24 protein-coding genes are annotated in these 23,124 nt (G+C 62.1%); 21 read left to right on the top strand and 3 right to left on the bottom strand.

Annotated features, from left to right (window positions below; translation table 11 throughout):
• Positions 1 to 143 precede the first annotated feature (143 nt).
• The 11 genes from ACQ4WM_RS06440 to ACQ4WM_RS06390 all read left to right on the top strand — a co-directional run bounded on the left by ACQ4WM_RS06440 (position 144) and on the right by ACQ4WM_RS06390 (position 11,660).
• Positions 144 to 854: a pseudouridine synthase gene (locus tag ACQ4WM_RS06440; RefSeq protein WP_436545844.1), complete on the top strand. Its 711-nt coding sequence runs from the start codon at positions 144 to 146 to the stop codon at positions 852 to 854.
• 79 nt (positions 855 to 933) lie between these two features.
• Entirely contained in the window at positions 934 to 1,932 is a 999-nt protein-coding gene (locus ACQ4WM_RS06435; RefSeq protein ID WP_436545843.1) for a fumarylacetoacetate hydrolase family protein, read from the top strand.
• Between the two features lie 128 nt (positions 1,933 to 2,060).
• Entirely contained in the window at positions 2,061 to 3,254 is a 1,194-nt protein-coding gene (gene flhB, locus ACQ4WM_RS06430; RefSeq protein ID WP_436545842.1) for a flagellar biosynthesis protein FlhB, read from the top strand.
• Positions 3,251 to 5,347 (top strand): flagellar biosynthesis protein FlhA, encoded by a 2,097-nt coding sequence (flhA, locus tag ACQ4WM_RS06425; RefSeq protein ID WP_436545841.1) that lies wholly within the window; start codon positions 3,251 to 3,253, stop codon positions 5,345 to 5,347. The genes flhB and flhA overlap by 4 nt, the downstream gene beginning before the upstream one ends.
• 202 nt (positions 5,348 to 5,549) lie before the next feature.
• Positions 5,550 to 6,854 (top strand): flagellar biosynthesis GTPase FlhF, encoded by a 1,305-nt coding sequence (gene flhF / locus ACQ4WM_RS06420; RefSeq protein ID WP_436545840.1) that lies wholly within the window; start codon positions 5,550 to 5,552, stop codon positions 6,852 to 6,854.
• Positions 6,847 to 7,719, top strand: coding sequence for a MinD/ParA family ATP-binding protein (locus tag ACQ4WM_RS06415; protein WP_436546213.1), 873 nt, complete (start codon positions 6,847 to 6,849; stop codon positions 7,717 to 7,719). The genes flhF and ACQ4WM_RS06415 overlap by 8 nt, the downstream gene beginning before the upstream one ends.
• 40 nt (positions 7,720 to 7,759) lie before the next feature.
• Positions 7,760 to 8,491 carry an RNA polymerase sigma factor FliA gene (locus ACQ4WM_RS06410; protein ID WP_436545839.1) on the top strand — a complete coding sequence of 244 codons (732 nt, stop codon included), beginning with the start codon at positions 7,760 to 7,762 and terminating at the stop codon, positions 8,489 to 8,491.
• On the top strand, positions 8,473 to 9,219 hold the full coding sequence (locus tag ACQ4WM_RS06405) for a flagellar motor protein (protein WP_436545838.1): 747 nt from the start codon (positions 8,473 to 8,475) through the stop codon (positions 9,217 to 9,219). Before ACQ4WM_RS06410 ends, ACQ4WM_RS06405 begins: the two co-directional genes overlap by 19 nt.
• Positions 9,220 to 9,224: 5 nt before the next feature.
• Positions 9,225 to 10,010 carry a flagellar motor protein MotD gene (gene motD, locus ACQ4WM_RS06400; RefSeq protein WP_436546212.1) on the top strand — a complete coding sequence of 262 codons (786 nt, stop codon included), beginning with the start codon at positions 9,225 to 9,227 and terminating at the stop codon, positions 10,008 to 10,010.
• Positions 10,011 to 10,156: 146 nt separating this feature from the next.
• On the top strand, positions 10,157 to 10,519 hold the full coding sequence (locus ACQ4WM_RS06395; RefSeq protein WP_436545837.1) for a translation initiation factor Sui1: 363 nt from the start codon (positions 10,157 to 10,159) through the stop codon (positions 10,517 to 10,519).
• A gap of 1 nt (position 10,520) precedes the next feature.
• Positions 10,521 to 11,660, top strand: a complete 1,140-nt coding sequence (locus ACQ4WM_RS06390) for an acyltransferase family protein (protein ID WP_436545836.1) — start codon at positions 10,521 to 10,523, stop codon at positions 11,658 to 11,660.
• Here ACQ4WM_RS06390 and ACQ4WM_RS06385 read toward each other — a convergent pair.
• The 3 genes from ACQ4WM_RS06385 to flgA form a co-directional block, all read right to left on the bottom strand.
• A complete protein-coding gene (locus ACQ4WM_RS06385) occupies positions 11,657 to 12,124 on the bottom strand; it encodes a flagella synthesis protein FlgN (RefSeq protein ID WP_436545835.1) in 468 nt (155 codons plus the stop codon). The two genes, ACQ4WM_RS06390 and ACQ4WM_RS06385, sit on opposite strands and share 4 nt — an antisense overlap.
• A gap of 8 nt (positions 12,125 to 12,132) precedes the next feature.
• Complete coding sequence (flgM, locus tag ACQ4WM_RS06380; RefSeq protein WP_436545834.1) at positions 12,133 to 12,438, bottom strand: flagellar biosynthesis anti-sigma factor FlgM; 306 nt, start codon at positions 12,436 to 12,438, stop codon at positions 12,133 to 12,135.
• Between the two features lie 122 nt (positions 12,439 to 12,560).
• Complete coding sequence (gene flgA, locus ACQ4WM_RS06375) at positions 12,561 to 13,265, bottom strand: flagellar basal body P-ring formation chaperone FlgA (protein ID WP_436545833.1); 705 nt, start codon at positions 13,263 to 13,265, stop codon at positions 12,561 to 12,563.
• A 202-nt stretch (positions 13,266 to 13,467) separates the two neighbouring features.
• On the opposite strand from flgA, the gene flgB reads away from it, so the two are divergent.
• The 10 genes from flgB to flgK all read left to right on the top strand — a co-directional run bounded on the left by flgB (position 13,468) and on the right by flgK (position 23,105).
• A complete protein-coding gene (flgB, locus tag ACQ4WM_RS06370) occupies positions 13,468 to 13,914 on the top strand; it encodes a flagellar basal body rod protein FlgB (RefSeq protein ID WP_436545832.1) in 447 nt (148 codons plus the stop codon).
• A 2-nt stretch (positions 13,915 to 13,916) separates the two neighbouring features.
• Positions 13,917 to 14,318 (top strand): flagellar basal body rod protein FlgC, encoded by a 402-nt coding sequence (gene flgC / locus ACQ4WM_RS06365; RefSeq protein ID WP_152243586.1) that lies wholly within the window; start codon positions 13,917 to 13,919, stop codon positions 14,316 to 14,318.
• Between the two features lie 16 nt (positions 14,319 to 14,334).
• Positions 14,335 to 15,036, top strand: coding sequence for a flagellar hook assembly protein FlgD (locus tag ACQ4WM_RS06360; RefSeq protein WP_436545831.1), 702 nt, complete (start codon positions 14,335 to 14,337; stop codon positions 15,034 to 15,036).
• 80 nt (positions 15,037 to 15,116) lie between these two features.
• Positions 15,117 to 16,664, top strand: a complete 1,548-nt coding sequence (locus tag ACQ4WM_RS06355) for a flagellar hook protein FlgE (RefSeq protein ID WP_436545830.1) — start codon at positions 15,117 to 15,119, stop codon at positions 16,662 to 16,664.
• Positions 16,665 to 16,681: 17 nt separating this feature from the next.
• Positions 16,682 to 17,425, top strand: a complete 744-nt coding sequence (locus ACQ4WM_RS06350) for a flagellar basal body rod protein FlgF (RefSeq protein ID WP_436545829.1) — start codon at positions 16,682 to 16,684, stop codon at positions 17,423 to 17,425.
• Positions 17,426 to 17,497: 72 nt separating this feature from the next.
• Complete coding sequence (gene flgG, locus ACQ4WM_RS06345; RefSeq protein WP_436545828.1) at positions 17,498 to 18,280, top strand: flagellar basal-body rod protein FlgG; 783 nt, start codon at positions 17,498 to 17,500, stop codon at positions 18,278 to 18,280.
• Between the two features lie 44 nt (positions 18,281 to 18,324).
• Entirely contained in the window at positions 18,325 to 18,987 is a 663-nt protein-coding gene (locus ACQ4WM_RS06340; protein WP_436545827.1) for a flagellar basal body L-ring protein FlgH, read from the top strand.
• A 2-nt stretch (positions 18,988 to 18,989) separates the two neighbouring features.
• Positions 18,990 to 20,105: a flagellar basal body P-ring protein FlgI gene (locus ACQ4WM_RS06335; protein ID WP_436546211.1), complete on the top strand. Its 1,116-nt coding sequence runs from the start codon at positions 18,990 to 18,992 to the stop codon at positions 20,103 to 20,105.
• A gap of 12 nt (positions 20,106 to 20,117) precedes the next feature.
• Positions 20,118 to 21,050 carry a flagellar assembly peptidoglycan hydrolase FlgJ gene (flgJ, locus tag ACQ4WM_RS06330; RefSeq protein ID WP_436545826.1) on the top strand — a complete coding sequence of 311 codons (933 nt, stop codon included), beginning with the start codon at positions 20,118 to 20,120 and terminating at the stop codon, positions 21,048 to 21,050.
• Between the two features lie 87 nt (positions 21,051 to 21,137).
• Positions 21,138 to 23,105 carry a flagellar hook-associated protein FlgK gene (flgK, locus tag ACQ4WM_RS06325; RefSeq protein WP_436545825.1) on the top strand — a complete coding sequence of 656 codons (1,968 nt, stop codon included), beginning with the start codon at positions 21,138 to 21,140 and terminating at the stop codon, positions 23,103 to 23,105.
• Positions 23,106 to 23,124 lie beyond the last annotated feature (19 nt).

The raw sequence follows: 23,124 nt of genomic DNA, 5'->3' as shown, positions 1-23,124 counted from the left end.
CAGTCTAGCAATACGACTTTCTTGCTATTTGACATATCTCAAAGGAAATTGGGGCTAGATCAAAAAACAGTCCTTGTAATTTGTCATATCTGTGCGCCAGCCTCGTCTTCACGTCATGGTGCGCATCTGTTAAAGTCACGCCCATGAGTAAATTATCCCTAGACCGCATTCTGCAATCGCAGGGTTTCGGCACCCGCAAGTATTGCCGTTCCCTGGTCGATGACGGCGAGGTCGTCATCGATGGCGTAACCCAGACCAATTACCGCACCATCGTCGAGACCGACGGCCTGGTGCTGCACGTGTTCGAGGAAGAGTGGGTTTACCGCCAGCATCTGTACCTGGCCTTGCACAAGCCGGCCAATTTTGAATGCTCGCGCAAACCCAGCCATCATCCGGGCGTATTGACACTGCTGCCCGAGCAGTTCACCTGGCGCGAAGTGCAGCCGGTCGGCCGGCTCGACCACGATACGACCGGCATGCTCTTGATGTCCGACGATGGTGCGTTTATCCATGCACAATCGTCGCCGAAGCGCCATGTGCCGAAGATCTACCAGGCCACCACGCAAGAGCCCGTGACCGATGAGCTGGTAGCGCTGCTGCTGGCCGGGGTGCAGCTGCACGACGAACCGGCGCCGCTGGCGGCACTGGTCTGCGTCCAGCGTGGCGAGCACCTGCTGGAAATCGTGCTCGAACAGGGCAAATACCACCAGGTCAAGCGCATGCTGGCCGCCGCCGGCAACCATTGCACGGCGCTGCATCGTTCCGCCGTCGGCAGCCTGACGCTCGCATCGCTGGGCATAGCAGAAGGCGAATGGTGCTATCTCACGCCAGAGCAGATCGCCTTGCTGGCCTGAGCAACCTTCCTGCCTTTCAAAGCCGGGTGTTCCCGGCTTTTTGGCGTGTTTTCTCCGTATTTGACAAAGTTTTCCGTACATGAAATTAGCCACACTGAACGACGGCACCCGCGATGGGCAGCTCGCTGTCGTCTCGCGCGACCTGAAAACGGCGCACCTGGCCGATGGCATCGCCTCCACCTTGCAAAAGGCGCTCGACGACTGGACCTTTATCGCGCCCCAGCTGGACCTGCTGTACCAGACCCTCAACAGCGGGCGCGGTCACCGCGCTTTCGACTTCGACCCGGCCAACTGCATGGCGCCCTTGCCGCGCAGCAGCCAGCGGGCGGTGGGTGCTGCTTATTTGCAGCAAATCGAGCGCGCCTGCAAGGCGGCCGGCCAGGATATTCCTGCCGACCTGCGCGATGCGCCCCGGCTGCAGCAGGGCGCCAGCGACGCTTTCCTGGGTGCCCAGGACGAGATCGCGCTCGCGTACGAGCAGTGGGGGATCGATTACGAAGCGGGCATAGCCGTCATTACCGATGACGTGGCAATGGGGGCGACGGCCGACCAGGCACACATGAACATCAAGCTGCTGATGCTGGTCAACGACATCAGCTTGCGCAACCTGGCGCAGGCGGAACAGGCCAGCGGCTACGGTTTTGTGCAGTCCAGGCCGGCCACAGCCTGCTCGCCGGTGGCGGTCACCCCGGATGAACTGGGCGACGCCTGGCGCGGCGGCAAGATACATCTGCCCGTGCGTTGCAGCCTGAACGGCAAATTGAGCGGCCAGCCGCAGGCGGGCGCCGACATGGCCTTCAACTACCCGCAATTGCTGGCGCACCTGTGCCAGACGCGATCGGCCCGCGCCGGCAGCGTGGTGAGCGCCGGCGCCATCGCCAACAAGGAAGTCAAGAAGGGCTTTTGCAGCATCGTTGAGCGGCGTAACCAGGAATTGAATACCGATGGCGTGATCAGCACGCCCTACATGTTGTTTGGCGATACGCTGAAAATCGAGATGCTGGGCGAGGATGGCAAATCAATCTTTGGCGCCATCGAACAGACAGTGAAGCAGGCCGACAGCAAGCGCTCACGATAATCGCGCCGAAATACAGGGCATTTGCCCTCCTGTTCGCCGCATGACAATTCTGGCCGGGCGGCAATAATACTGCTTGTTCAGTCCATCATGCGCCAGTCGTGGCCGCAGGACTTCACCGGAGTTGATTGATGTCGGAAGACAGCGACGCAGAAAAGACCGAATCAGCGTCACCGAAGCGCCTCGAGCAGGCGCGTGAGGAAGGCGACGTTCCGCGATCGCGTGAAGTGGCGACGTTCACGGTGTTGATGGCGTCGGGCTGCTGCTTGTGGTTTGCCGGCGACGCCATCGTACGCCGGCTGACGGCCGTGATGGTGTCCGGCCTGACTCTGGACCGGGAACAGATACTCAATCCGAATCTCATGATTTTGCGCGTCGCCAGCGACGTCACTTCCGTGCTGCTCACTTGCCTGCCGTACGCGGTGGCCATTATGGTGGTGGCGCTGGCGTCGCCGCTGCTGGTCGGCGGCTGGCTGTTCAGCTCGAAAGCGTTCACGCCCAATTTCGGCAAGCTCAATCCGATACGCGGGCTGGGCAATATGGTGTCGAAGAACGCCCTGGTCGAACTGCTCAAAGCGCTGGCCAAGACCCTGGTGGTGGGTTTTGTCGCCTGGCTGGTGATGCAGCATCACAAGGATGCCGTGCTGGGCCTGTCGGTCGAGTCCTTGCGCTCCGGTTCGGGCCACATGATCAGCATGCTGATCAGCGCCTTTATGTTTATCGTTGGCGCACTGGGCCTGATCGCCGCCATTGACGGGCCGTACCAGATGTGGCACTACGCCAACAAGATGAAAATGACCCTGCAGGAAGTCAAGCAGGAAGCCAAGGAGTCGGACGGTAACCCCCAGATCAAACAGAAAATCCGCCAGATGCAGCACGAGATGTCGCGCCGGCGCATGATGGCCGACGTGCCGACCGCCGACGTGGTGGTGACCAATCCTACCCATTATGCGGTGGCGCTGAAATACGGCGAAAATTCGCGCGGCGCGCCGCAGGTGGTGGCCAAGGGCGCCGACGAGGTGGCCGCAAAAATCCGCGAGCTGGCGGGCGAACACAAGGTCGCCATCCTGGAAGCGCCGGCACTGGCGCGCGCGCTGTTCAAGCATACCGAGATCGGCGACGAGATTCCGGAAGCCCTGTACGGCGCCGTGGCCGAAGTGCTGGCCTATGTATTCCAGCTGCGCAGCTACGGCAACGGTCAGGGCCAGCGCCCCGACAAGCCGAAAAAACTCGACGTGCCGCCCGAACTGGACCCGCATCATCCTGCCTCGCAGATCAAACCCGCGCCAGATGCAGACAAGAACAATAAAGGAAGCACACCATGAACGCCCTGAGAATGCCCGCCTGGCTGAGCAGCATGAACAACAATGCCAGCAAGGGCCTGGCTGCGCCTATCATTATCATCATGCTGCTGGCAATGATGGTGCTGCCGTTGCCGGCGTTTATCCTCGATATCTTCTTCAGCTTCAATATTGCACTGTCGATCATCGTGCTGCTGACGGCCTTGTACACAGTCAAGCCGCTCGACTTCATGGCCTTTCCGACCATCCTGCTGGTATCGACCATGCTGCGCCTGTCGCTGAACGTGGCGTCAACCCGCGTGGTGCTGACCGAAGGCCATACGGGCGCGGACGCGGCCGGCAAGGTGATTGAAGCGTTTGGCCATTTCCTGATTGGCGGCAACTACACGGTCGGTATCGTGGTGTTTATCATCTTGACGATCATTAACTTTACCGTCGTCACCAAGGGCGCTGGCCGTATCGCCGAAGTGGGCGCCCGCTTTGCGCTCGACGCCATGCCCGGCAAGCAGATGGCGATCGACGCCGACCTGAACGCGGGCCTGATCGTCGAGGACGAAGCGCGCCGCCGCCGCACGGAAGTGGCGCAGGAAGCGGAATTCTACGGCGCCATGGACGGCGCCAGCAAATACGTGCGCGGTGATGCGGTTGCCGGCATCATGGTCACCGTCATCAATATTGTTGGCGGCCTGCTGGTTGGCCTGATCCAGCACGACATGGGCTTTGCCGATGCACTGAAGAACTACACTTTGCTGGCCATCGGTGACGGCCTGGTGGCGCAGATTCCTTCGCTGATCATCTCCACTGCGGCCGGTATCGTCGTCTCGCGCGTGGCCAGCGACCAGGATATCGGTACCCAGCTGGTGGGCCAGCTGTTTGCCAAGCCACAAGTGCTGTATATCACCGCCGGCATTATCGGCGGCATGGGCCTGATTCCCGGCATGCCGAACCTGGTGTTCCTGCTGCTGGCCGGCGCGCTGGCCGGCTCGGCCTATATGATCACCAAGACGGCGCAGAAGAAGAAAGCCGAAGCGGAAACGCCGGCCGAGGCGCCGCAGGCGACCGTGGCGCCGGAACAGGAAGAGGCCAGCTGGCAGGACATCATGCCGGTCGATACTCTGGGCCTGGAAGTCGGCTACCGCCTGATCCCGCTGGTCGACAAGTCGCAAGGCGGCGAATTGCTCAAGCGTATCAAGGGCATCCGCAAGAAATTCGCCCAGGAAGTCGGCTTCCTGGCGCCTCCCGTGCATATCCGCGACAACCTGGAGCTGAAGCCGTCCGCCTACCGCATCACGCTCAAGGGCGTGGAAGTGGGCGTGGGCGAATCGTTCAATGGCCAGTTCCTGGCGATCAACCCCGGCATGGCCAGCGGCAGCCTGCCTGGCGTAGCGACTACCGACCCGGCCTTCGGCCTGCCTGCCACCTGGATCGATGGGGCCCTGCGCGACCAGGCCCAATCGATGGGCTATACGGTGGTCGACGCGGGCACCGTGGTGGCGACCCACCTGAATCACCTGATCACCTCGCATGCTTCCGAACTGCTGGGCCGCGCCGAAGTGCAATCGCTGCTCGACCACCTGGGCAAGGACGCGCCGCGCCTGGTAGAAGACCTGGTGCCGAAGATGCTGTCGCTGTCGACCCTGCAAAAAGTGCTGCAGAACCTGTTGATGGAAGGCGTGCATATCCGCGACATGCGCACGATTATCGAAACCCTGGCCGAGCATACCGTGCACACGCAGGACCCGAGCGACCTGACCGCCCTGGTGCGCGTGTCGCTGGGCCGCGCCATCGTGCAGCAGCTGTTCCCCGGCGCCGCCGAGTTGTCGGTGATGACGCTGGATAACCGCCTGGAACGCCTGCTGATGCAGGCGATGGGCGCCGGCGGCGATGGTTCCGGCATCGAACCCGGCCTGGCCGACACCATCGCCCATCAGGCAGGTCTGGCCGCGCAACAGCAGGAAGCGATGGGCCTGACGCCGGTGCTGCTGGTGCCGGCGCCGCTGCGCGCGCTGCTGTCGCGTTTCCTGCGCCGCGCCTTGCCGCAATTGAAGGTGCTGTCGCATGCGGAAGTGCCGGAAACCAAGACGATTAGAGTGACCAGTCTGGTTGGCGCACAGTAAACTAGCAATTTCCGCGCGGCAAATTGAAATACGGGCCATTTCCGGTCCTGTTCCTTCTATCATTTCTTTGGCGCATCCCCAATAATGGAGCCTGTCAGAGTGATCCGTGTCCCATCTGGGAGGCATCGCTCACGCAACAGGAGTCGATGATGGTCACACAGTTCAGCCAGCAATACGCCAACCCAGCCATGGGAGTGTGGCCATGAATGTGAAAAAATTTACTGCGCCGACCTCGCGCGATGCGCTGCGCAAGGTGCGTGAAGCGCTCGGTCCGGACGCCGTAATCCTGTCGAATCGCCAGGGCGATGGCATGGTGGAAATCCTTGCGCTGGCAAATGATGACGCCGCCTCGCTGTCGTCGCCGCCAGCCGCCTCCGAAATGGCGCAGCCGCGTCCGCAGTTGCAAACCCAGTTTGCCGTGCCGCAGCGCCCGTCCGCGGCGCCGGCTCGTCCCGCCACGGCGCCTGCCGAAGGCCTGGACATGGCGCGCATGCAGCAGATGATGGCCAGCGCGCTGGCGCATGTAAAAAAGAATGCCTCGGCCGATATCGACGGCATGATGAATGAAATCCGCGCCATGCGCGGCATGATGGAAACCCAGCTGGCAGAAATTTCCTGGGGCGCCACCCAGCATCGCGAGCCGCAAAAAATGGTGGTGCTGCGCGAAATGCTGGCGGCCGGTTTTTCGGCCAGCCTGGCGCGCTACCTGATCGACAAGCTGCCAGCCGGCCTGGACGGCGTTGCCAGCATGCGCTGGATCAAGACCGTGCTGAGCCGCAACCTGAACACCATGGCCAACGAAGACGCGATGCTCGAGCAAGGCGGTGTGTTCGCCCTGGTCGGCCCGACCGGTGTCGGCAAGACCACCAGCACCGCCAAGCTGGCCGCGCGCTGCGTGATGCGCCACGGCCCGGAAAAGCTGGCCCTGATCACCACCGATGCCTATCGTATCGGCGCCCATGAGCAATTGCGCATTTACGGCAAGATCCTCGGCGTGATGGTGCATTCGGTCAAGGACGAGGCCGACCTGCGCATCGCCCTGAAAGAACTCAAGAACAAGCATACGGTGCTGATCGATACGGTCGGCGTCAGCCAGCGCGACCAGATGGTGACGGAACAAGTGGCGATGCTGTCGGGCGCCGGCGCCGATGTCAAACGCCTGCTGTGCCTGAACTCGACCGCGACCCAGGAAACACTCAATGAAGTGGTGCGCGCCTACCAGGGCAGCGGCCTGGCCGGCTGCATCATGACCAAGCTCGATGAAGCGGCCTCGATCGGCAATGTGCTCGACGTGGTAATACGCCAGAAACTCAATCTGTTCTATGTGTCGAACGGCCAGCGCGTGCCGGAAGATCTGTACCTGGCCGACCGCGGCTACCTGATCGACCGCGCCTTCAAGCTCAAGCGTGATTCCGTTGCGACCCAGTTTGCGGACGATGAACTGCCGCTGCTGATGGCCCAGGCCGCCACCCGCAACAATGAAGCACGCGGGGTGCATGGTGGCTAATTTTGATTTCGACCAGGCCGAAGGCTTGCGTCGCATGCTCGCTGGCGTGCAGCCACGCGTGCTGACGTTTTTGTCGGCCACGCCGCAGGACGACAAGGGTGCGATGCTGGTCAACCTCGGCGCTTCGCTGGCACACGCCGGCAATGAGGTGCTGCTGCTCGACGCCAGCACCAGCGGCGACGGCGTCGCTTCACGGCTGGGCCTGGCGCATGGCGCCAGCCTGCTCGACGTGGCGCGCCAGCAATGCGGCCTGAACCAGGTGATCCACCAGGTGCCGCAAGGCTTCGGCGTGGCCAGCCTGGGCGCGCGCGGCCATCTGATGGACGGCCCCGGCTACGCCAGCGAGGACGAAGCACGGCGCCTGGCCAAGACCTTTGAAGTCATGGCGCGCCAGGCCGGCATCGTGCTGGTCGACGGCGACATGAGCATGGCCGGGCAGGGCGGTGCCTGCTTCCCGGTGCCGATGATGTCCAGTGCCGATATCGTGGTGCAAGTCTCTACCAGCGCCACCTCGATCAAGGCCGCCTACTGCCTGATCAAGCGCCTGAACCAGGAACTGGGCCGCCGTCCTTTCGGCATTCTCGTCACCGGCGCTTCCGAATCGGAAGCAAAGGTGGTATACGATAATATGGCACAAGCGGCAAGTCGCTACTTGGCCGTGAAACTGACGTCGATGGGCTCGGTTCCGGCCGATGAATACCTGCATCGCGCGGCGCGGCTGGGCCGCAGTGTGATCGATGCGTTTCCGCTGGCTGGGGCATCGGTGGCGTTTCGCGGACTGGCCGAACGGCTGGCCCGCTCGGCGGCGCCGGTGCTGGGCACCACCTTGTACCAGACGGGGAGTCCACACCATTTCAGCGCCTGATGATTTTGCAGCATTCTCACAAGATAATAATAACTAGCCTATGTACACGGTCAAAGGGAAATCGAACAAGGATCATTTGCTGACGGAGCATATTCCGCTGGTAAAGCGTCTGGCGCACCACATGAAGGCCAAGTTGCCGCCTTCGGTCGAGGTCGACGACCTGATCCAGGCCGGCATGATCGGCCTGCTCGATGCCATCACCCGCTATGAAGAAACGCATGGCGCGCAGTTCGAGACGTATGCCGTACTGCGTATCCGCGGCGCCATGCTCGACGAGTTGCGCAGCAGCGACTGGATGCCGCGCAGCATGCGCCAGAACATGCGCAAGGTCGAAGAGGCGATGAGCACCTTGCAGCAGCGCCTCGGCCATCCGCCGACCGAATCGGAAGTGGCCAAGCTGCTCAAGATTTCGCTGGTCGACTATCAGGAAATGCTGGGCGAGGGCGGAGGCCACCAGCTGGTCTACTATGAAGACTTCCACGATACGGACGGCAATGACAGCTTCCTCGACCGCCATTGCGTCGACGAGGACAGCGACCCGCTGCGCTCGCTGCTCGATACCGGCTTCCGGCAGTCCGTGATCGATGCCATCGACGCGCTGCCGCCACGCGAGAAAATACTGATGAGTCTGTATTACGAAGAAGAGCTCAATCTCAAGGAGATTGGCGCCGTGATGGGCGTGTCCGAATCGCGTGTCTCGCAGCTGCATACCCAGGCCGTCGCGCGCCTGCGCGCAACCTTGAGGGAGCAGGCGTGGACTGGTCCAGCGTAATCGGGCTGGCGCTGGCGCTGGCGGGCCTCTTGGTCGGCCAGGCGCTCGAGGGCGGCAAGATGGCCTCCTTGCTGCAGCCGGCCGCCTTCGCCATTGTCGTGATCGGCACCTTTGGCGCGGTGCTGCTGCAAACGCGGCTGCGTACGTTTGTCCGCGGCCTGCAAATGCTGCGCTGGGTATTTTTCCCGCCAGCCGACCCGCGCGAGCAACTGGGCCGCGACATCGGCCTGTGGAGCCTGACGGCGCGCCGCGACGGCACGCTGGCGCTGGAACGCATAATGGAAAACACGGAAGACCATTTTAACGCCAAGGGCTTGCGCATGATCGTTGACGGCATCGCGCCCGACAAGCTGCGCCAGCTGCTCGACGTGGAAATCACCGCCTATGAACTGGCCGAGCGCCAGGCCGTGAAAGTGTGGGAATCGGCGGCCGGCTATTCGCCGACCATCGGCATCCTGGGCGCCGTGCTGGGCCTGATACACGTGATGGAGAATCTGACCGACCCCGGCAAGCTCGGTGGCGGCATCGCGGTGGCGTTCGTGTCGACCATCTACGGCGTCGGCCTGGCCAACCTGCTGTTCCTGCCGGTGGCCAACAAATTGAAAGCCATCGTCTCGCGCCGCGTGGTGCAGTATGAAATCACGGCCGCCGTGTTCTACGACATCGCCACCGGCGACCATACGCGCATCATTGAAGAGCGCGTGGCCAGCCTGCTGCACGAGCACTGACCATGATGCGGCGCGCGCGCAGGAAATATGACGAAGAGCCGGACAACCAGGACCGCTGGCTGATCTCCTACGCCGACTTCATTACCCTGCTGTTCGCCTTTTTTGTCGTCATGTACGCCATTTCGCAGGTCAATGAGGGCAAGTACCGCGTGTTTTCCGACGCCATCGGCACCGCCTTCAGCCTCGACAAGGGCGCGCCGCCGATCCAGATGGAGGCGCCGCAGGCGATCGCGCTGCCGAACCCGGCCCTGAAACGCCGTACCGAAGCGATACGCCGCGAACGCGAACACATGACGCGCCTGGCGCAGGACCTGACCTCGACCCTGGCGCCACTGGTCAAAGAAGGCAAGGTACGCGTGACCCAGACCAGCCGTGGCGTCAGCGTGGAAATCAATGCCAGCGTGCTGTTCGATCCGGGCGCGGCCGGCCTGACGGCTGAATCGGACCAGGCGCTGCGTGCGGTGGCCGTGCTGCTGCGCGGCGACGCCCATGACGTGCAGGTGGAAGGCCATACCGACGTCCAGCCGATCAGCAATTCCACCTTTGCCTCGAACTGGGAACTGTCATCAGCGCGCGCCAGCGCCGTGGTACGCCTGTTTATCGCCAGCGGCGTAGAGGCGCAGCGTCTGACGGCGGTCGGCCACGCCGATAATATTCCGGTGGCCGACAACGCCACGCCGGAAGGGCGGGCGCGCAACCGCCGCGTCGCCGTGACGATTTTGTCCGGTATCGCCGACACGGTGACGGAAGTGCCGACCGCACCGGCGCCTTTGCCTGTCAACCCGCAATAATCAGGCAGCGGCTGGCCTTGCCGCTTGCTACAATCGCGGCATATACAAGCAAATTCTGGGGTCAGACCCTCAACACCGCCAACGCAAAGGTCATTGCCAACGTTCGAGGGGGTCTGACCCCGGTACTTTTTTAGCCGACCATTACCATGAAAAATAACTCCCAGGGCGGCCTGGTCTATTCCACCGAAACGGGCCGCATGTGCCCGGCATGCCGCCAGCCGCTGGCGCAATGCACATGCAAGGCCGCCGCCAGGACCGCGACGGTCGGCGACGGCGCCGTGCGGGTGTCACGCCAGACCAAGGGCCGTGGCGGCAAGAGCGTCACCGTGGTCAAGGGCTTGCCGCTGGACGCCATCGCGCTGGCCCTGCTGGGCAAGCAGTTGCGCACGCAGTGCGGCTCGGGCGGTACAGTCAAGGATGGCGTGATTGAAGTGCAGGGCGATCATGTGGCAACTCTGATGACGGCATTGACCAAGCTTGGGCACAAGCCCAGGCAGGCTGGTGGCTGACATGGCGTCCGGGCGTCTGCCCGGGCTCGATCTGCTGCGCGCGCTGGCCATCGCCTGGATCATGCTGTATCACCTGGAGAGTTACGGCGTACACTTCCCCGGGGTGCTGGTCGGCTACGGCTGGATGGGCGTCGATCTGTTTTTCGTGCTGAGCGGCTATCTGATTGGTTGGCAAGTGCTGCGCCCGTTTGCGACCGGCACCCGGCCAGCCTGGTGGTCGTGGTGGCGCGACTTCATGCTGCGCCGCGCCTTGCGCATCTTGCCGCCGTATTTGTTCGTGCTGGCGTTGTACATGCTGATGCCGGCATGGGGCGAGGCTGACAGCATGCGGCCGGCCTGGCAATTCCTCAGTTTTACTGTCAATCTGTTGCCGGCCGATATGGATCTGCGGGCGTTTTCGCACGCCTGGTCGCTTTGTGTGGAAGAGCATTATTACCTGCTGTTTCCGCCGCTGGCGTGGTTGCTGGTCCACTGTGGGCCGGGTACATCGTCGCGCCTGACCTGGCTGCTGGCGCTTGGCGTGCTGGCAGGCGGCATGCTGCTGCGCGCTGCGCTGTGGCAGCACTACCTGGCGCCAGTGCAGGGTACGGCTGACTATGTCGAGCGCTTCGTGGGCCTGATCTACTTTCCAACACCAACAAGACTCGATGGCTTGCTCGCTGGCACCATGCTCGCTGTGCTGCGCAGCTTCAGGCCTGCTACGTGGGAACAACTGATGAGGCATGCTGCATGCTTGCTATGGCTGGGCGCGGCGGGCGTGGCTGGCACGATGTGGCTGATGCAGGGTGTGCCCGGTTTTGTCGGCATCGTATTCGGCTATCCCTTGCTGGCGTTGAGCTTTGCGTGCCTGCTGGCTGGCTGCACCAGTAGCCGGACCTGGCCAGGACGCTGGCGCGTGCCGGGCGCGCATAGGCTGGCCACCTTGGCTTTTTGCTTGTACCTGACGCACAAGCAGGTGTTTCACGCTGTCGACAGCATGCTGAGCGACAGCCTCGCTGCCATGCCTTTGCCGGCTTTTTGCGTGTATATAGTCGCGGCGCTGCTGCTTGCCGCTGCCTTGCATATGCTGGTGGAGCGTCCTGGATTGCGCTGGCGCGAACGCCTGTCTGCAAGCAGAACTGTAAACGTGCTGCGTGCTTAGCCGATCACGACGCGCCGGTGGGTAGTATTGGTGGTGGTCTGGCCGCTGGGGCCGTAGAAGTTGCCGCTTTGGGCTGGTGGGCGCATGGCACCGAGTGCGCCCTGGGTGTGCAGCAGGTGTTTGTTGACCAGCAGGCTGTTCAGGCGATTCTGTTCCTTGGCCGCGCGCGTGGTGGCTAGCAGCGCCTGCCAGGCCGGTGCCGCTTCGGTCTCGCCGGCGCCGGCCAGCCAGCCGTCCATGCCGTCTTCGCCGGCAGCAAAGCCGGCGGCGGCCAGCGCCTGGTGGCGTTGTTGCGCCAGCTGGCTCAATTGCCCGATCAGTGCTGTCTTGCGTACCGTAATGTCCGAAATTGCATCGATGTCGGCTGCAACCAGATGCAGCTGTTCCTGTTTCATCAATGCCAGCAGTGTGGTCATGAGCTGTTGCTCGTCGCGCAGGCTGGAAAACGGAGTAACGGATTGCATGGAGGAACCTATCTATTTCGTGAGTGCAGCAGGTCCTTGACCGTGTCGAGGAGACCGTCCGCCACTTTTTCGGAGTTGACCTGGAACTGGCCATCGGCAATCGCGAGCTTGATACGTTCGACTTTCTTGGTGTCGAACACGCTATTGCTGTTGGTCGTTGCGCTGGTCGCCAGTGCCTGTCCTTGCGGCGACAGGCGTACGCTGTCCGATGATGCCGGGGCAGCTTGCGCCTTCTCGGTGTTGCGGGCGCCGGACGTGGCCGCCGGCGTGACCGGCAAGCCGGGAGTGCTTTTGATGTTATCGGTAATTTTCACAACGTGATCCTCGTCTGGTCGAAGTCAAAAAACTCCGGGATATGAGTCTTTATCGGCCACTAATCCTGAAACTTTAGTGTGCCAGATGACAAATATCGCTGTCCAGGCAAGTTTATATTGCGTTAAAACGCCACTTCGACCAGCCCGCCTGCGCGCGCCACGCCACTGATCTGCTGGCCCCCTTGGGTGCGTACCTGCACTACCTGGCCGTCGCCGGCATTGCCGATCGCGCGGCCTTCTGATGCTACCTGGAAACCATTGCCGCTGGACACTACCCGCACCAGTTGCCCCTGCTTCACCACCGGTGGCCGGCGCAAGGTGTCGGTGCGCATCGGCGTGCCCGCTGGCAGCGACATATTGGTGCTGGCGCCCACCACCTGCTCGATATTGGTGGCGATGCCGGCCGGCAATGCCGCCAGGTCGCCCTGCATCGTCACCAGCTGGCTGGCATCGATGATTTGCCCTTGCGCCAGCGGCACGGCGCTGGCGATATAGTCGCCCACCACCGCCACATTGGCTTGCAGGTAAATCGTCCAGTTGGCCGGCGCGGTGCAGCGTACGCCCACCGTGCTCTTGCCCCAGGCGCGGCTGCCCGGCGCCATAAAGGCTTGCGGCGCAGGGCAGGCAGCCAGGTTCAGGCGCGGATCAACCGCGCCGACCGTGACCGTGACTTGCCCCGGCAGGCCATTGCTCTGCACTTGCAGGAATTGCTGTACCGTCTGGCGCAACGCTTCCGGCGACTGGCGGCCGGCTGTCTGTGCTTGCGCCGGCGTCAGTGGCGCCAATGCAACAAGTGCTGACAGCAGCGAGAGGAAGATGTTTTTCATGGTGATAGGCCTCTGGAATACTGCCATGATAGTCTTGCCTACGGTCATTGATGCGTGGATTAAGAGGCGAAAGTATGGTCTGATCCGGCGATGGTATTGCTGCCAAGAATCGTACTATCATCCCTGTCATCATTTGCTGTCATCATACATATCGCCATCCTTCCGCCATCGGCGCCAGTGGCGGACCTTTCCGGAGCCTGACATGATAGGGAAACTCGACGATTACCTGCGCTTCCACGAGTCTGCGCTGAGCTTGCGTTCGACACGCCAGGAATTGCTCGCCTCGAATATCGCCAACGCCGATACGCCAAACTACAAGGCGCGTGACGTCGATTTCGCCAGCGCCCTGAAAGGCGTGCTGGCCCGCAGCGAAGGCGTGGCACCGGCCCTGACCGGTACGGCGGCCAAGCATCTGCCGGGCAATGGCGTGGCCGCCAACACCGCCATCGGCGCCAAAGTCGAGACCATGCCGGATGGCACGCCCTTGTTGTACCGCGCGCCGGCCCAGGGCGCCGTCGACGGCAATACGGTCGACATGGACCTGGAGCGCAATGCCTTTGCCGACAATGCGATTCGTTATGAAGCGAGCATCACCCTGCTCAATTCGCAGATCAAGAGCATGCTGACGGCCATCCAGGGAGGACAATAATCATGTCGCTGTTTAATATTTTCAATGTTTCCGGTTCAGCAATGAGCGCCCAGGCGCAGCGCCTCAATACGGTGGCCAGCAACCTGGCCAATGCCGACAGCGCCACCAGCGCCAGTGGCGAGGCTTACCGCGCCAAGCAGGTGGTGTTTGAAGCCGTGCCGCTGGCCAATGGCGGCACCGCCGTCAAGGTGCAGAAGGTGATCGAGGATCCTTCGCCGATGAAACTGGTATACGACCCGAAGAATCCGCTGGCCGACGACAAGGGCTATGTGACCATGCCCAACGTCAATACTGTCGATGAAATGGTCAATATGCTGTCCGCTTCGCGCTCTTACCAGACGAATGTGGAAACCATGAATGCGGCCAAGTCGCTGCTCCTGAAAACACTCACACTCGGCCAATAAGGCCTGATTGACCATTATGGCAACCATCGATACCAGCACTCCCGCCGTCGCCAACGATTTGATGGCGACGATGAATCCGAAGAAAACCACGGCCGCTGCCGGCAGCGTGGAGGAGGACACCAATAAATTCCTCACCCTGCTGGTCACCCAGCTGCAAAACCAGGATCCGATGAATCCGCTCGACAATGCGCAGCTGACCAGCCAGCTGGCCCAGTTGTCGACGGTCACTGGTGTGAACAAGCTCAACACCACGCTGGAAACCTTGAAAACCAGCTACCAGCAAGCCGAATCGATGCAGGCCGCCAATATCATCGGCCATGGCGTGCTGACGGCCGGCAAGGGCATTACCCTGAGCAAAAGTGCCGCCCTGCTGGGCGTGGATCTGGCGACGCCAGCCGACAGTGTCAAGGTCGTCATTTATGACGGCGCTGGCAAGGAAGTGCATGCTATCGACATGGGCGCCCAGGAAGCGGGCACCGTGCCGCTGGGCTGGAATGGCGAAACCGGTGAAAAGGACGCGGCCGGCAAGCCCATCGTGCTGGCCGACGGCGCCTATACTTTCGAGGTGGTTGCCACGCGCGGCGGCGAAAAACTCAAGGACGCCACCGGCCTGACTTTCGGCTCGGTAGCCAGCGTATCGACCGGCACGGCCGGCGTGAAACTCAATGTGCCGGGCGTGGGCAGCATCAGCATGGCCGACGTGAAGCAGATCTTGTAAGTGCTGCAAAAACCCTTTGCAGCTTGACGACCGCTGCTGCCTGACCATCTAACGAAAAAATTCCTTACCAGGAGCATACAATGTCTTTCCAACAAGGCCTGAGCGGCTTGAACGGCGCCGCCAAATCGCTGGACGTCATCGGCAACAATATCGCCAACTCGGGCACCGTCGGTTTCAAGCAGTCGCAGGCGCAGTTCGCCGACATTTACGCCAGCTCGCTGTATGGCGTGGCAGGTAATCAGGCCGGTATCGGCGTAGCGGTCGCGCAGGTGGCGCAATCATTTACCCAAGGTAACCTGGAAAGCTCGGCCAATCCGCTCGATATCGCTATCAATGGCGGCGGATTTTTCCGCACCAATGCAGCCGGTTCCATCCAGTATTCGCGCAATGGCCAGTTTCAGGTCGACAAGAATGGCTTTATCGTCAATGCCCAGAATGCCCAGCTGACCGGCTATCCGGTCGATGCCAACGGCAAGGTGCTGGCCGGCGCGCCTATCCCGCTGCAGATCGATCCGGGCGACATGAGCCCGCAGGCTACCAGCAAGGTCGACACCCAGGTCAATCTCAATTCCAACTCGGATATGCCGACCACCGTGCCCTTCAGCATGACCGACCCGACCTCGTACAACAAGCAGATTCCCATCGCCGTCTACGACTCGCTGGGCAATGCACACACCATGTCGATGTTTTACGTCAAGACCGGTACCAATACCTGGGACGTGTATTCGGCTTCCGATGACCTTGAAGTGACCAGCGCCAAAGCCGCTTCGGCCCTGCTGTCCGACCCGGCCGCGCTGGCTGCGCGCAACGCCTACCAGGCTGCCGTGACGGCCGTGCCGCAATCGACGGCCAATGTCAGCGCCGCCGCCGTGGCCTATGCCAATGCGGCCGGCGCCGCTGTCAGCAGCGCTGCCGCTGCCGCCGGCGCGAATGCCGCGCAACTGGGCGCGATCAGCGAAACGTACAGCGGCGCCGTAGCCAACGGCATCAATTCGGGCCGCACGCCGGACCAGATCGATGCCGCGATTGCCGCCGCAACAGTAGTGCCAGCAATGAAAACCGGTTCGCTGATCTTCAATAGTGTCGGCAGCCTGGACAAGGGCGCGATGCTGGCACTGAACCCGCCGCAAGTATTGCCAGTGACTGTCAATCTGCCGATCTTCCCGGCCACCGGCGCGAACGCCAACCTGGCGATCAAGGTCGATTTCAGCAATTCGACCCAGCTCGGCCTTGCCACCAGTGAAAAGAAAACCGTGGCCGATGGCTATGCGGCCGGTCAGTTGAGTCGCTTCGTAGTCGGATCCGACGGCATCATCCAGGGCCAGTACAGCAACGGCAAGACGCGCGACCTGGGCCAGATCATCCTGACCTCATTTACCAATCCGAACGGCTTGCAGCCCGTGGGCAACAATGCCTGGACGGAAAGTTCGACCTCGGGCGGCCCGATCATCGGTGAACCGGGCACGGGCACGGCAGGCAATCTGCGCGCATCGTCGGTAGAGGCGTCGAACGTCGACCTCACGGCTGAACTGGTCAACATGATCACTGCCCAGCGCGCCTACCAGGCCAATGCGCAGACCATCAAGACTCAGGATTCCATCCTGCAAACCTTGGTCAACCTCCGGTAAGCGAAGCAGGAGACTATATGGACCGTCTTATCTATACCGCCAGCTCCGGTGCCAAGCACATCATGGAGAAGCAGGCGACCACCGCCAACAACCTGGCGAACGCGACCAGCACGGGCTTCCGGGCCCAGCTCGACTCGTTCCGTGCGGTGCCGGTAGTGGCCGATGGCATGATGCCGACGCGCACCTTTGTCGTCGATTCAACGGTCGGCTCCGACTTTACTCAAGGTCCGATGCAGCACACGGGTCGCTCGCTCGATGTGGCGGTGGAAAACAATGGCTGGATCGCGGTGCAGTCGGCCGACGGTTCGGAAGCCTACACCCGCAATGGCGCCTTGAAACTGAACGAAAACGGCATGCTGCAAACCCAGTCCGGCCTGATGGTGCAGGGCGATACGGGGCCGCTGTCGGTGCCGCCCGGGGTGACGGTGACGATCGCCGGCGACGGCACGGTGGGCACGATTTCAACCGATGTGCCGCCGGGCCCGTCGACCGTGCTGGGCCGCATCAAGCTGGTCAACCCGCCCGAGCAGATGCTGGTGCGTGGCGACGACGGCTTGTTCCGCGTCAAGGACGGCAGCGTGCCGCCGGCTGATCAGGGCGTCAAGCTGACCACCGGTGCGCTGGAGGGCAGCAATGTCAGTCCGGTTGACTCGATGGTGACCATGATCGCGCTGGCGCGCCAGTTCGAAACCCAAATGAGCCTGCTCAAGAATGCCGAGAACAACGCGGCGAAAGCCACCCAGATCCTCGCTTTGAATTGATAAGCCGAGCCGCATAATGGTTACATAGAAATTGTCACAGGGCCTGCGCGCGCTGTTATTGGAGAAAGAATCATGATACGTTCCCTTTGGATTGCCAAGACAGGCCTGGAAGCGCAGCAAACGCAGATGGATGTGATCGCCAATAACCTGGCCAACGTCAGCACCACCGGCTTCAAGAAGTCGCGCGCCGTGTTCGAAGACTTGCTGTATCAAAACGTGCGCCAGCCTGGCGCGCAGTCGTCGCAGCAGACCCAGCTGCCTTCGGGCCTGCAGATCGGTACCGGCGTGCGCACCGTGGCCACCGAACGCATCCACACGCAAGGCAATCCGCAGGCCTCCGGCAATTCGCGCGACGTGATGATCAATGGCGCCGGTTTTTTCCAGGTGCTGCTGCCGGACGGCGCCACCGCCTACACGCGTGACGGTTCGTTCCAGACCGACTCCAACGGCCAGCTGGTGACCTCCGAAGGTTTCGTGATCCAGCCGGCAATTACCGTGCCGGCCAACGCCCTGAGCCTGACCGTGGCGCGTGACGGCACGGTGTCGGTGACCTTGCCCGATACGGTGGCGCCATCGCAGATCGGCTCGCTGCAGCTGACCACCTTCGTCAATCCGGCCGGCCTGGAGTCGAAAGGTGAAAACCTTTACATGGAAACCGGCGCCTCGGGCGTGGCGCAGACCAATACTCCGGGCACCAATGGCGCCGGCCTCTTGATGCAGGGTTATATCGAAACCTCGAACGTCAACGTGGCCGAAGAGATGGTCAACATGATCCAGACCCAGCGCGCCTACGAAATCAACAGCAAGGCGATCACCACGTCCGACCAGATGTTGCAGAAACTTTCACAGCTTTAAATTTTGTCATGCCATCCGCCTGCGGATGGCAGCGGAGGCTTACCATGTCTTGTTCCATCAATTACCCGATCATCGCCATCCTTGCCGCAGCCATCCTGTCCGGCTGCGCGGTTACCCCCACCTCGATCGTGCCTTATCCAACCACCACGCGCGCGCCGATGCCCGAACCGGTGGTGGCCACCAATGGCGCCATTTACCAGCCGTCGACCTACCGTCCGGCCTTCGAAGACCGCCGCGCACGCCATGTGGGCGACACTTTGACCATCGCCATTACCGAACGCACCAACGCCGTCAAGGCGGGTGCCAGCTCGGGCAACAAATCGAATAGCGCCAGTTTCGGCATGCCCGGCCTGCTGCAAGGGCGCTTCGGCGGCTCGGTAGCGGCCGAAGGCAAGCTCAGCAACTCGGCTGGCGACAATCAGTCGGCCAGCAACACCTTTTCCGGTACCATCGGCGTGACGGTGATTGAAGAACTGCCGAACGGTAACCTGATCGTCGCTGGCGAGAAACAGATCGCCATGAACAAGGGCATCGAATTCATCCGTTTCTCGGGCATGGTCAATCCGGATACGATCGGCATCGGCAACGTGGTGCCGTCGACCCAGGTGGCCGACGCGCGCGTGGAATACCGCACCAACAGCCAGATCGACCGTGCCGAGATGGCCTCGATGGCCTCGCGCTTCTTCCTCAGCCTGCTGCCGTTCTGATGATGGCGACCGTCACTTTCCCCCGCCTGCTGGGCGCCTGTGCACTGGCGGCATTGCTGATCGCGCCGCTGGCTCAGGCCGAGCGCCTGAAAGACCTGGCCAGCATTGCCGGCGTACGGCAGAATCAGTTGATGGGCTATGGCCTGGTAGTGGGCCTGGACGGCAGCGGCGACCAGACCACGCAGACCCCGTTTACCATCCAGAGCGTGGCCGCCATGCTGCAGCAGCAGGGCATCAACCTGCCGCAAGGCTCCAGCCTGCAACTGAAAAACGTTGCCGCCGTGATGGTGACGACGTCGTTGCCGGCGTTTGCCCAGCCGGGCCAGATGCTCGATGTCACGGTATCGTCGATGGGTAACGCGAAGAGCTTGCGCGGCGGCACTTTGCTGATGACGCCGCTCAAGGGCGCCGATGGCCAGGTGTATGGCATGGCGCAGGGCAATGTATTGGTCGGCGGCGTGGGCGCGCAGGCGGCCGGCAGTTCGGTCACCGTCAACCATTTGAGCGTGGGCCGCATTTCTGGCGGCGCCACGGTCGAACGCAGCGTCGCCAGCGCAGTGGGCGCCAACGACATTATCCGCCTCGAATTGAACGCCACCGATTTTGCCACCGCCAGCAGGGTGGTCGAGGCCGTCAACAGCCGCTATGGCCCCGGCACGGCCGCCGCGCTTGACGGGCGCGTGATCCAGGTGCGCACGCCTGCCGGCAGCGACCAGCGCGTGGCTTTCCTGGGCCAGCTGGAAAGCATCGAAGTCAACCCGGCCCGCCTGGCCGCCAAGGTCATCATGAACGCGCGTACCGGTTCGGTGGTGATGAACCAGTCGGTGACCCTGGAAACCTGTGCGATCTCGCACGGCAACTTGTCGGTGACGATCAATACCGAGCCGCAGGTCAGCCAGCCGCCGCCCTTGTCGCGCGGTACCACGGTCGTCACGCAGACGGCGCAGATCGATATCAACAAAGAACCGGGCAAGGTGATGCTGGTCAAGGGCGGCGCCGCGCTGTCCGATGTGGTGAAAGCCCTTAACGCAATCGGCGCCTCGCCGCAGGACTTGCTGGCCATCCTGCAAGCGATGAAGGCAGCAGGTTCCTTGCGCGCCGAACTTGAAATCATTTGATTGGGGCATGCCATGATCAGCCAGACCGACCTCAGCAATACCGCCGCCTACGACGTCAAGGGCATGGATGGCTTGCGCCAGTCCGCCAAGGCGAAGGATCCTGCCGCGCTGAAAGAGGCGGCCACGCAGTTCGAAGCCATGTTCATCAACATGATGATGAAAAGCATGCGCGACGCGTCGCCGCAGGACGGCATCATGGATAGCCAGCAAAGCAAGATGTATACCTCGATGCTGGACCAGCAGACCAGCCAGAGCCTGGCCAAGCGCGGTACTGGCCTGGCCGATGTGTTGCTGCGGCAACTGTCATCGACCTTGACCCCGGCTGTCGATGGCGAGGCCGAGGCGACTGCATCGCCGCGCTCGTCGAGCATGTCCGCCGCCCTGGCCGCGTTCCGCCAGCAGCAGGGCGCCGTGACCGAAGGCGCCACCGGGACCGTGGCCGGGACCGGCAAGACTTTGAGCGACAAGGCCAATTCGACCCAGGCGCCGCATGTGCGCGCCTTCCAGGAAAAGCTGGGCGTGCATGCGGAAGAGGCCAGCCGCAGCACCGGTATCCCGGCCAAGTTCATGCTGGGCCAGGCGGCGCTGGAAACAGGCTGGGGCAAGCGCGAAATCATCGGCCGCGACGGCAGCAGCAGCCACAATCTGTTCGGCATCAAGGCCAGCGCCGACTGGAAGGGCAAGGTCACGGAGGCCGTTACCACCGAATACGTCAATGGCAAGGCACAGCGCAAGGTCGAGAAATTCCGTGCCTACGACAGTTATGCGGACAGCTTCAAGGATTATGCACAGTTAATCACTGGCAATAAACGCTACGAAAAAGTGCTGGCCGCCGCCGGCGACGCCAGCGCCTTCGCGCATGGCCTGCAAAAGGCCGGCTATGCCACCGATCCGAATTACGCTGCCAAACTGACAAAAATCATCAAGGGTTCGCTGGTCGGATAGGGTGTGCCGCAGCCTCTCGTCAATACCGGCTTCAAGTTTTCGCCACGGCTGCCGTAAACAATCAGGACAGGAACCTAAAAAGACACCATGACCTCGAATCTACTCAGTATCGGTAAAAGTGGCTTGCTCGCAGCGCAAGTGGGCCTGTCGACGACCGGCCATAACATCACCAACGTGAACGTGGCCGGCTATAATCGCCAGACCGTCGAGCAACAGACGTCGAATGCCAACTTCGAAGGCTACGGCTATGTCGGCACCGGCACGGAAGTGTCGCAGATCAAGCGCCAGTACGACAGTTTCATGTCGACCCAGGTGAATGCCGCACAAAGCAACACCAGTTCGCTGAATGCCTATTACACCCAGATCAGCCAGATCGACAACCTGCTGGCCGATTCCACGGCCGGCCTGTCGCCGTCGCTGCAGGATTTTTTCAAGGGCGTGCAGGACTTCAGCTCGAATCCGTCGTCGGTATCGTCGCGCCAGGCCTTGCTGTCGAGCGCCGGTTCGCTGACGGGCCGCTTCCAGAGCCTGAGCGCGCGCCTGTCCGAGATCGGTTCTGGCGTCGATTCGCAAATCACCTCGAACGTGGCGGTGATCAATACCTACGCCAAGCAAATCGCCGAACTGAACACCTCGATTTCGCAGCTGACGGTCGACCCGCAGACCCAGCCGAACGACTTGCTGGACCAGCGCGACCAGCTGGTCAATGAACTCAACAAATATGTCAAGACCACAGCGCAGCCGGGTTCGAACAACACGATTACGCTGTCGATCGGCTCGGGCCAGCCGCTGGTGGTGGCCAACCGCAGTTTCGAGCTGGCCGCCACGCCGTCGCTGACCGACCCGAACCGGGTCGAAGTGGGCTATGTCACGGGCAAGAACGTGACCATCCTGCCGGAAAACGCGCTGACGGGCGGCTCGCTGGGCGGTCTGCTGGAGTTTCGCAGTGGGACCCTGGACCGCGTGCAAAATTCGCTGGGCAAGGTCGCCGCCGCGATGGCCACGACCTTCAACGAACAGCACAAGCTGGGCCAGGACCTGAACGGCGACATGGGTGGCGATTTCTTCAAGATCCCGGACCCGCAGATCGGCGCCAGCCGCCTCAATAGCGCATCCAGCACCACCGTGCTGTCGGCCAAGATCACCGACCCGAGCGCGCTGACGGCCAGCGACTACAGCCTGAAATACGATGGCAGCAACTATGTGGTGACGCGCCAGACCGACGGCGCGCGCACCGTGATCAATCCGTATCCGCAAACCACGCCGCAAACCATCGACGGCGTCGATTTTTCGATTTCGGGCACGGCTGCCGAAGGCGACAACTATGTCATCAAGCCGACCGCCAATGTGGCTGCCGGCCTCGGCGTTCTGATTACCGACCGCAACAAGCTGGCGGCGGCCGCACCGATCACCACCGGTGCGCCGGTCTCCAACACCGGCAGCGGAAAATTGTCGGCGGGCACCGTCGACAAGACTTACCTGGAAGCGGGCAATACCCTGACTTCCCCGGTCACCCTGAGCTACGACAAGGCCAGCAATGCGCTGAGCGGGTTTCCTGCGGACAAGGCCGTCACCGTCAAGGGAATAGACGGCAACAGCACCACCTATGCCGCTGGCACTGCCAGCATTCCCTACAAGGAAGGCGACAATTACAGCTTTGGCGGCATCAACGTGGCCATGACTGGCGTGCCGGCCAATGGTGACAAGTACACCATTGCGCCAAACACGGGCGGGGTGGGCGACAACCGCAATGCGGCGGCGCTGGCGGCCTTGCAGACCACCAATATCCTCGACGGCGGCAAGGCCACATTCCAGGGTTCGTATGCGGAAACCGTCAGTTTTGTCGGCAACAAGACGCGCGAAGTGCAGGTCAGCGGGCTGGCCAGTCAGGCCCTGCTGGAACAGACCACCAACCAGCAGCAGGCCGTGTCGGGCGTCAATCTCGATGAAGAAGCGGCCAATTTGCTGCGCTACCAGCAGGCCTACCAGGCGTGCGGCAAGGTCATGCAGATTGCCAGTACCCTGTTCGACGTGGTCATCGGCCTCGGACGCTAATCATTATTTAGCAGCGGCA

Source organism: Janthinobacterium longum (assembly GCF_051380735.1).
Classification (GTDB): domain Bacteria; phylum Pseudomonadota; class Gammaproteobacteria; order Burkholderiales; family Burkholderiaceae_D; genus Janthinobacterium.
This window is presented reverse-complemented; position numbering and strand designations above follow the sequence as displayed.

Coding starts and splice junctions, on each gene's coding strand:
- ACQ4WM_RS06440 (WP_436545844.1), top strand. CDS start 144: ATGAGTAAATTATCCCTAGACCGCATTCTGCAATCGCAGGGTTTCGGC.
- ACQ4WM_RS06435 (WP_436545843.1), top strand. CDS start 934: ATGAAATTAGCCACACTGAACGACGGCACCCGCGATGGGCAGCTCGCT.
- flhB (WP_436545842.1), top strand. CDS start 2,061: ATGTCGGAAGACAGCGACGCAGAAAAGACCGAATCAGCGTCACCGAAG.
- flhA (WP_436545841.1), top strand. CDS start 3,251: ATGAACGCCCTGAGAATGCCCGCCTGGCTGAGCAGCATGAACAACAAT.
- flhF (WP_436545840.1), top strand. CDS start 5,550: ATGAATGTGAAAAAATTTACTGCGCCGACCTCGCGCGATGCGCTGCGC.
- ACQ4WM_RS06410 (WP_436545839.1), top strand. CDS start 7,760: ATGTACACGGTCAAAGGGAAATCGAACAAGGATCATTTGCTGACGGAG.
- motD (WP_436546212.1), top strand. CDS start 9,225: ATGCGGCGCGCGCGCAGGAAATATGACGAAGAGCCGGACAACCAGGAC.
- ACQ4WM_RS06395 (WP_436545837.1), top strand. CDS start 10,157: ATGAAAAATAACTCCCAGGGCGGCCTGGTCTATTCCACCGAAACGGGC.
- ACQ4WM_RS06390 (WP_436545836.1), top strand. CDS start 10,521: ATGGCGTCCGGGCGTCTGCCCGGGCTCGATCTGCTGCGCGCGCTGGCC.
- ACQ4WM_RS06385 (WP_436545835.1), bottom strand. CDS start 12,124: ATGCAATCCGTTACTCCGTTTTCCAGCCTGCGCGACGAGCAACAGCTC.
- flgA (WP_436545833.1), bottom strand. CDS start 13,265: ATGAAAAACATCTTCCTCTCGCTGCTGTCAGCACTTGTTGCATTGGCG.
- flgB (WP_436545832.1), top strand. CDS start 13,468: ATGATAGGGAAACTCGACGATTACCTGCGCTTCCACGAGTCTGCGCTG.
- flgC (WP_152243586.1), top strand. CDS start 13,917: ATGTCGCTGTTTAATATTTTCAATGTTTCCGGTTCAGCAATGAGCGCC.
- ACQ4WM_RS06360 (WP_436545831.1), top strand. CDS start 14,335: ATGGCAACCATCGATACCAGCACTCCCGCCGTCGCCAACGATTTGATG.
- ACQ4WM_RS06355 (WP_436545830.1), top strand. CDS start 15,117: ATGTCTTTCCAACAAGGCCTGAGCGGCTTGAACGGCGCCGCCAAATCG.
- ACQ4WM_RS06350 (WP_436545829.1), top strand. CDS start 16,682: ATGGACCGTCTTATCTATACCGCCAGCTCCGGTGCCAAGCACATCATG.
- flgG (WP_436545828.1), top strand. CDS start 17,498: ATGATACGTTCCCTTTGGATTGCCAAGACAGGCCTGGAAGCGCAGCAA.
- ACQ4WM_RS06340 (WP_436545827.1), top strand. CDS start 18,325: ATGTCTTGTTCCATCAATTACCCGATCATCGCCATCCTTGCCGCAGCC.
- ACQ4WM_RS06335 (WP_436546211.1), top strand. CDS start 18,990: ATGGCGACCGTCACTTTCCCCCGCCTGCTGGGCGCCTGTGCACTGGCG.
- flgJ (WP_436545826.1), top strand. CDS start 20,118: ATGATCAGCCAGACCGACCTCAGCAATACCGCCGCCTACGACGTCAAG.
- flgK (WP_436545825.1), top strand. CDS start 21,138: ATGACCTCGAATCTACTCAGTATCGGTAAAAGTGGCTTGCTCGCAGCG.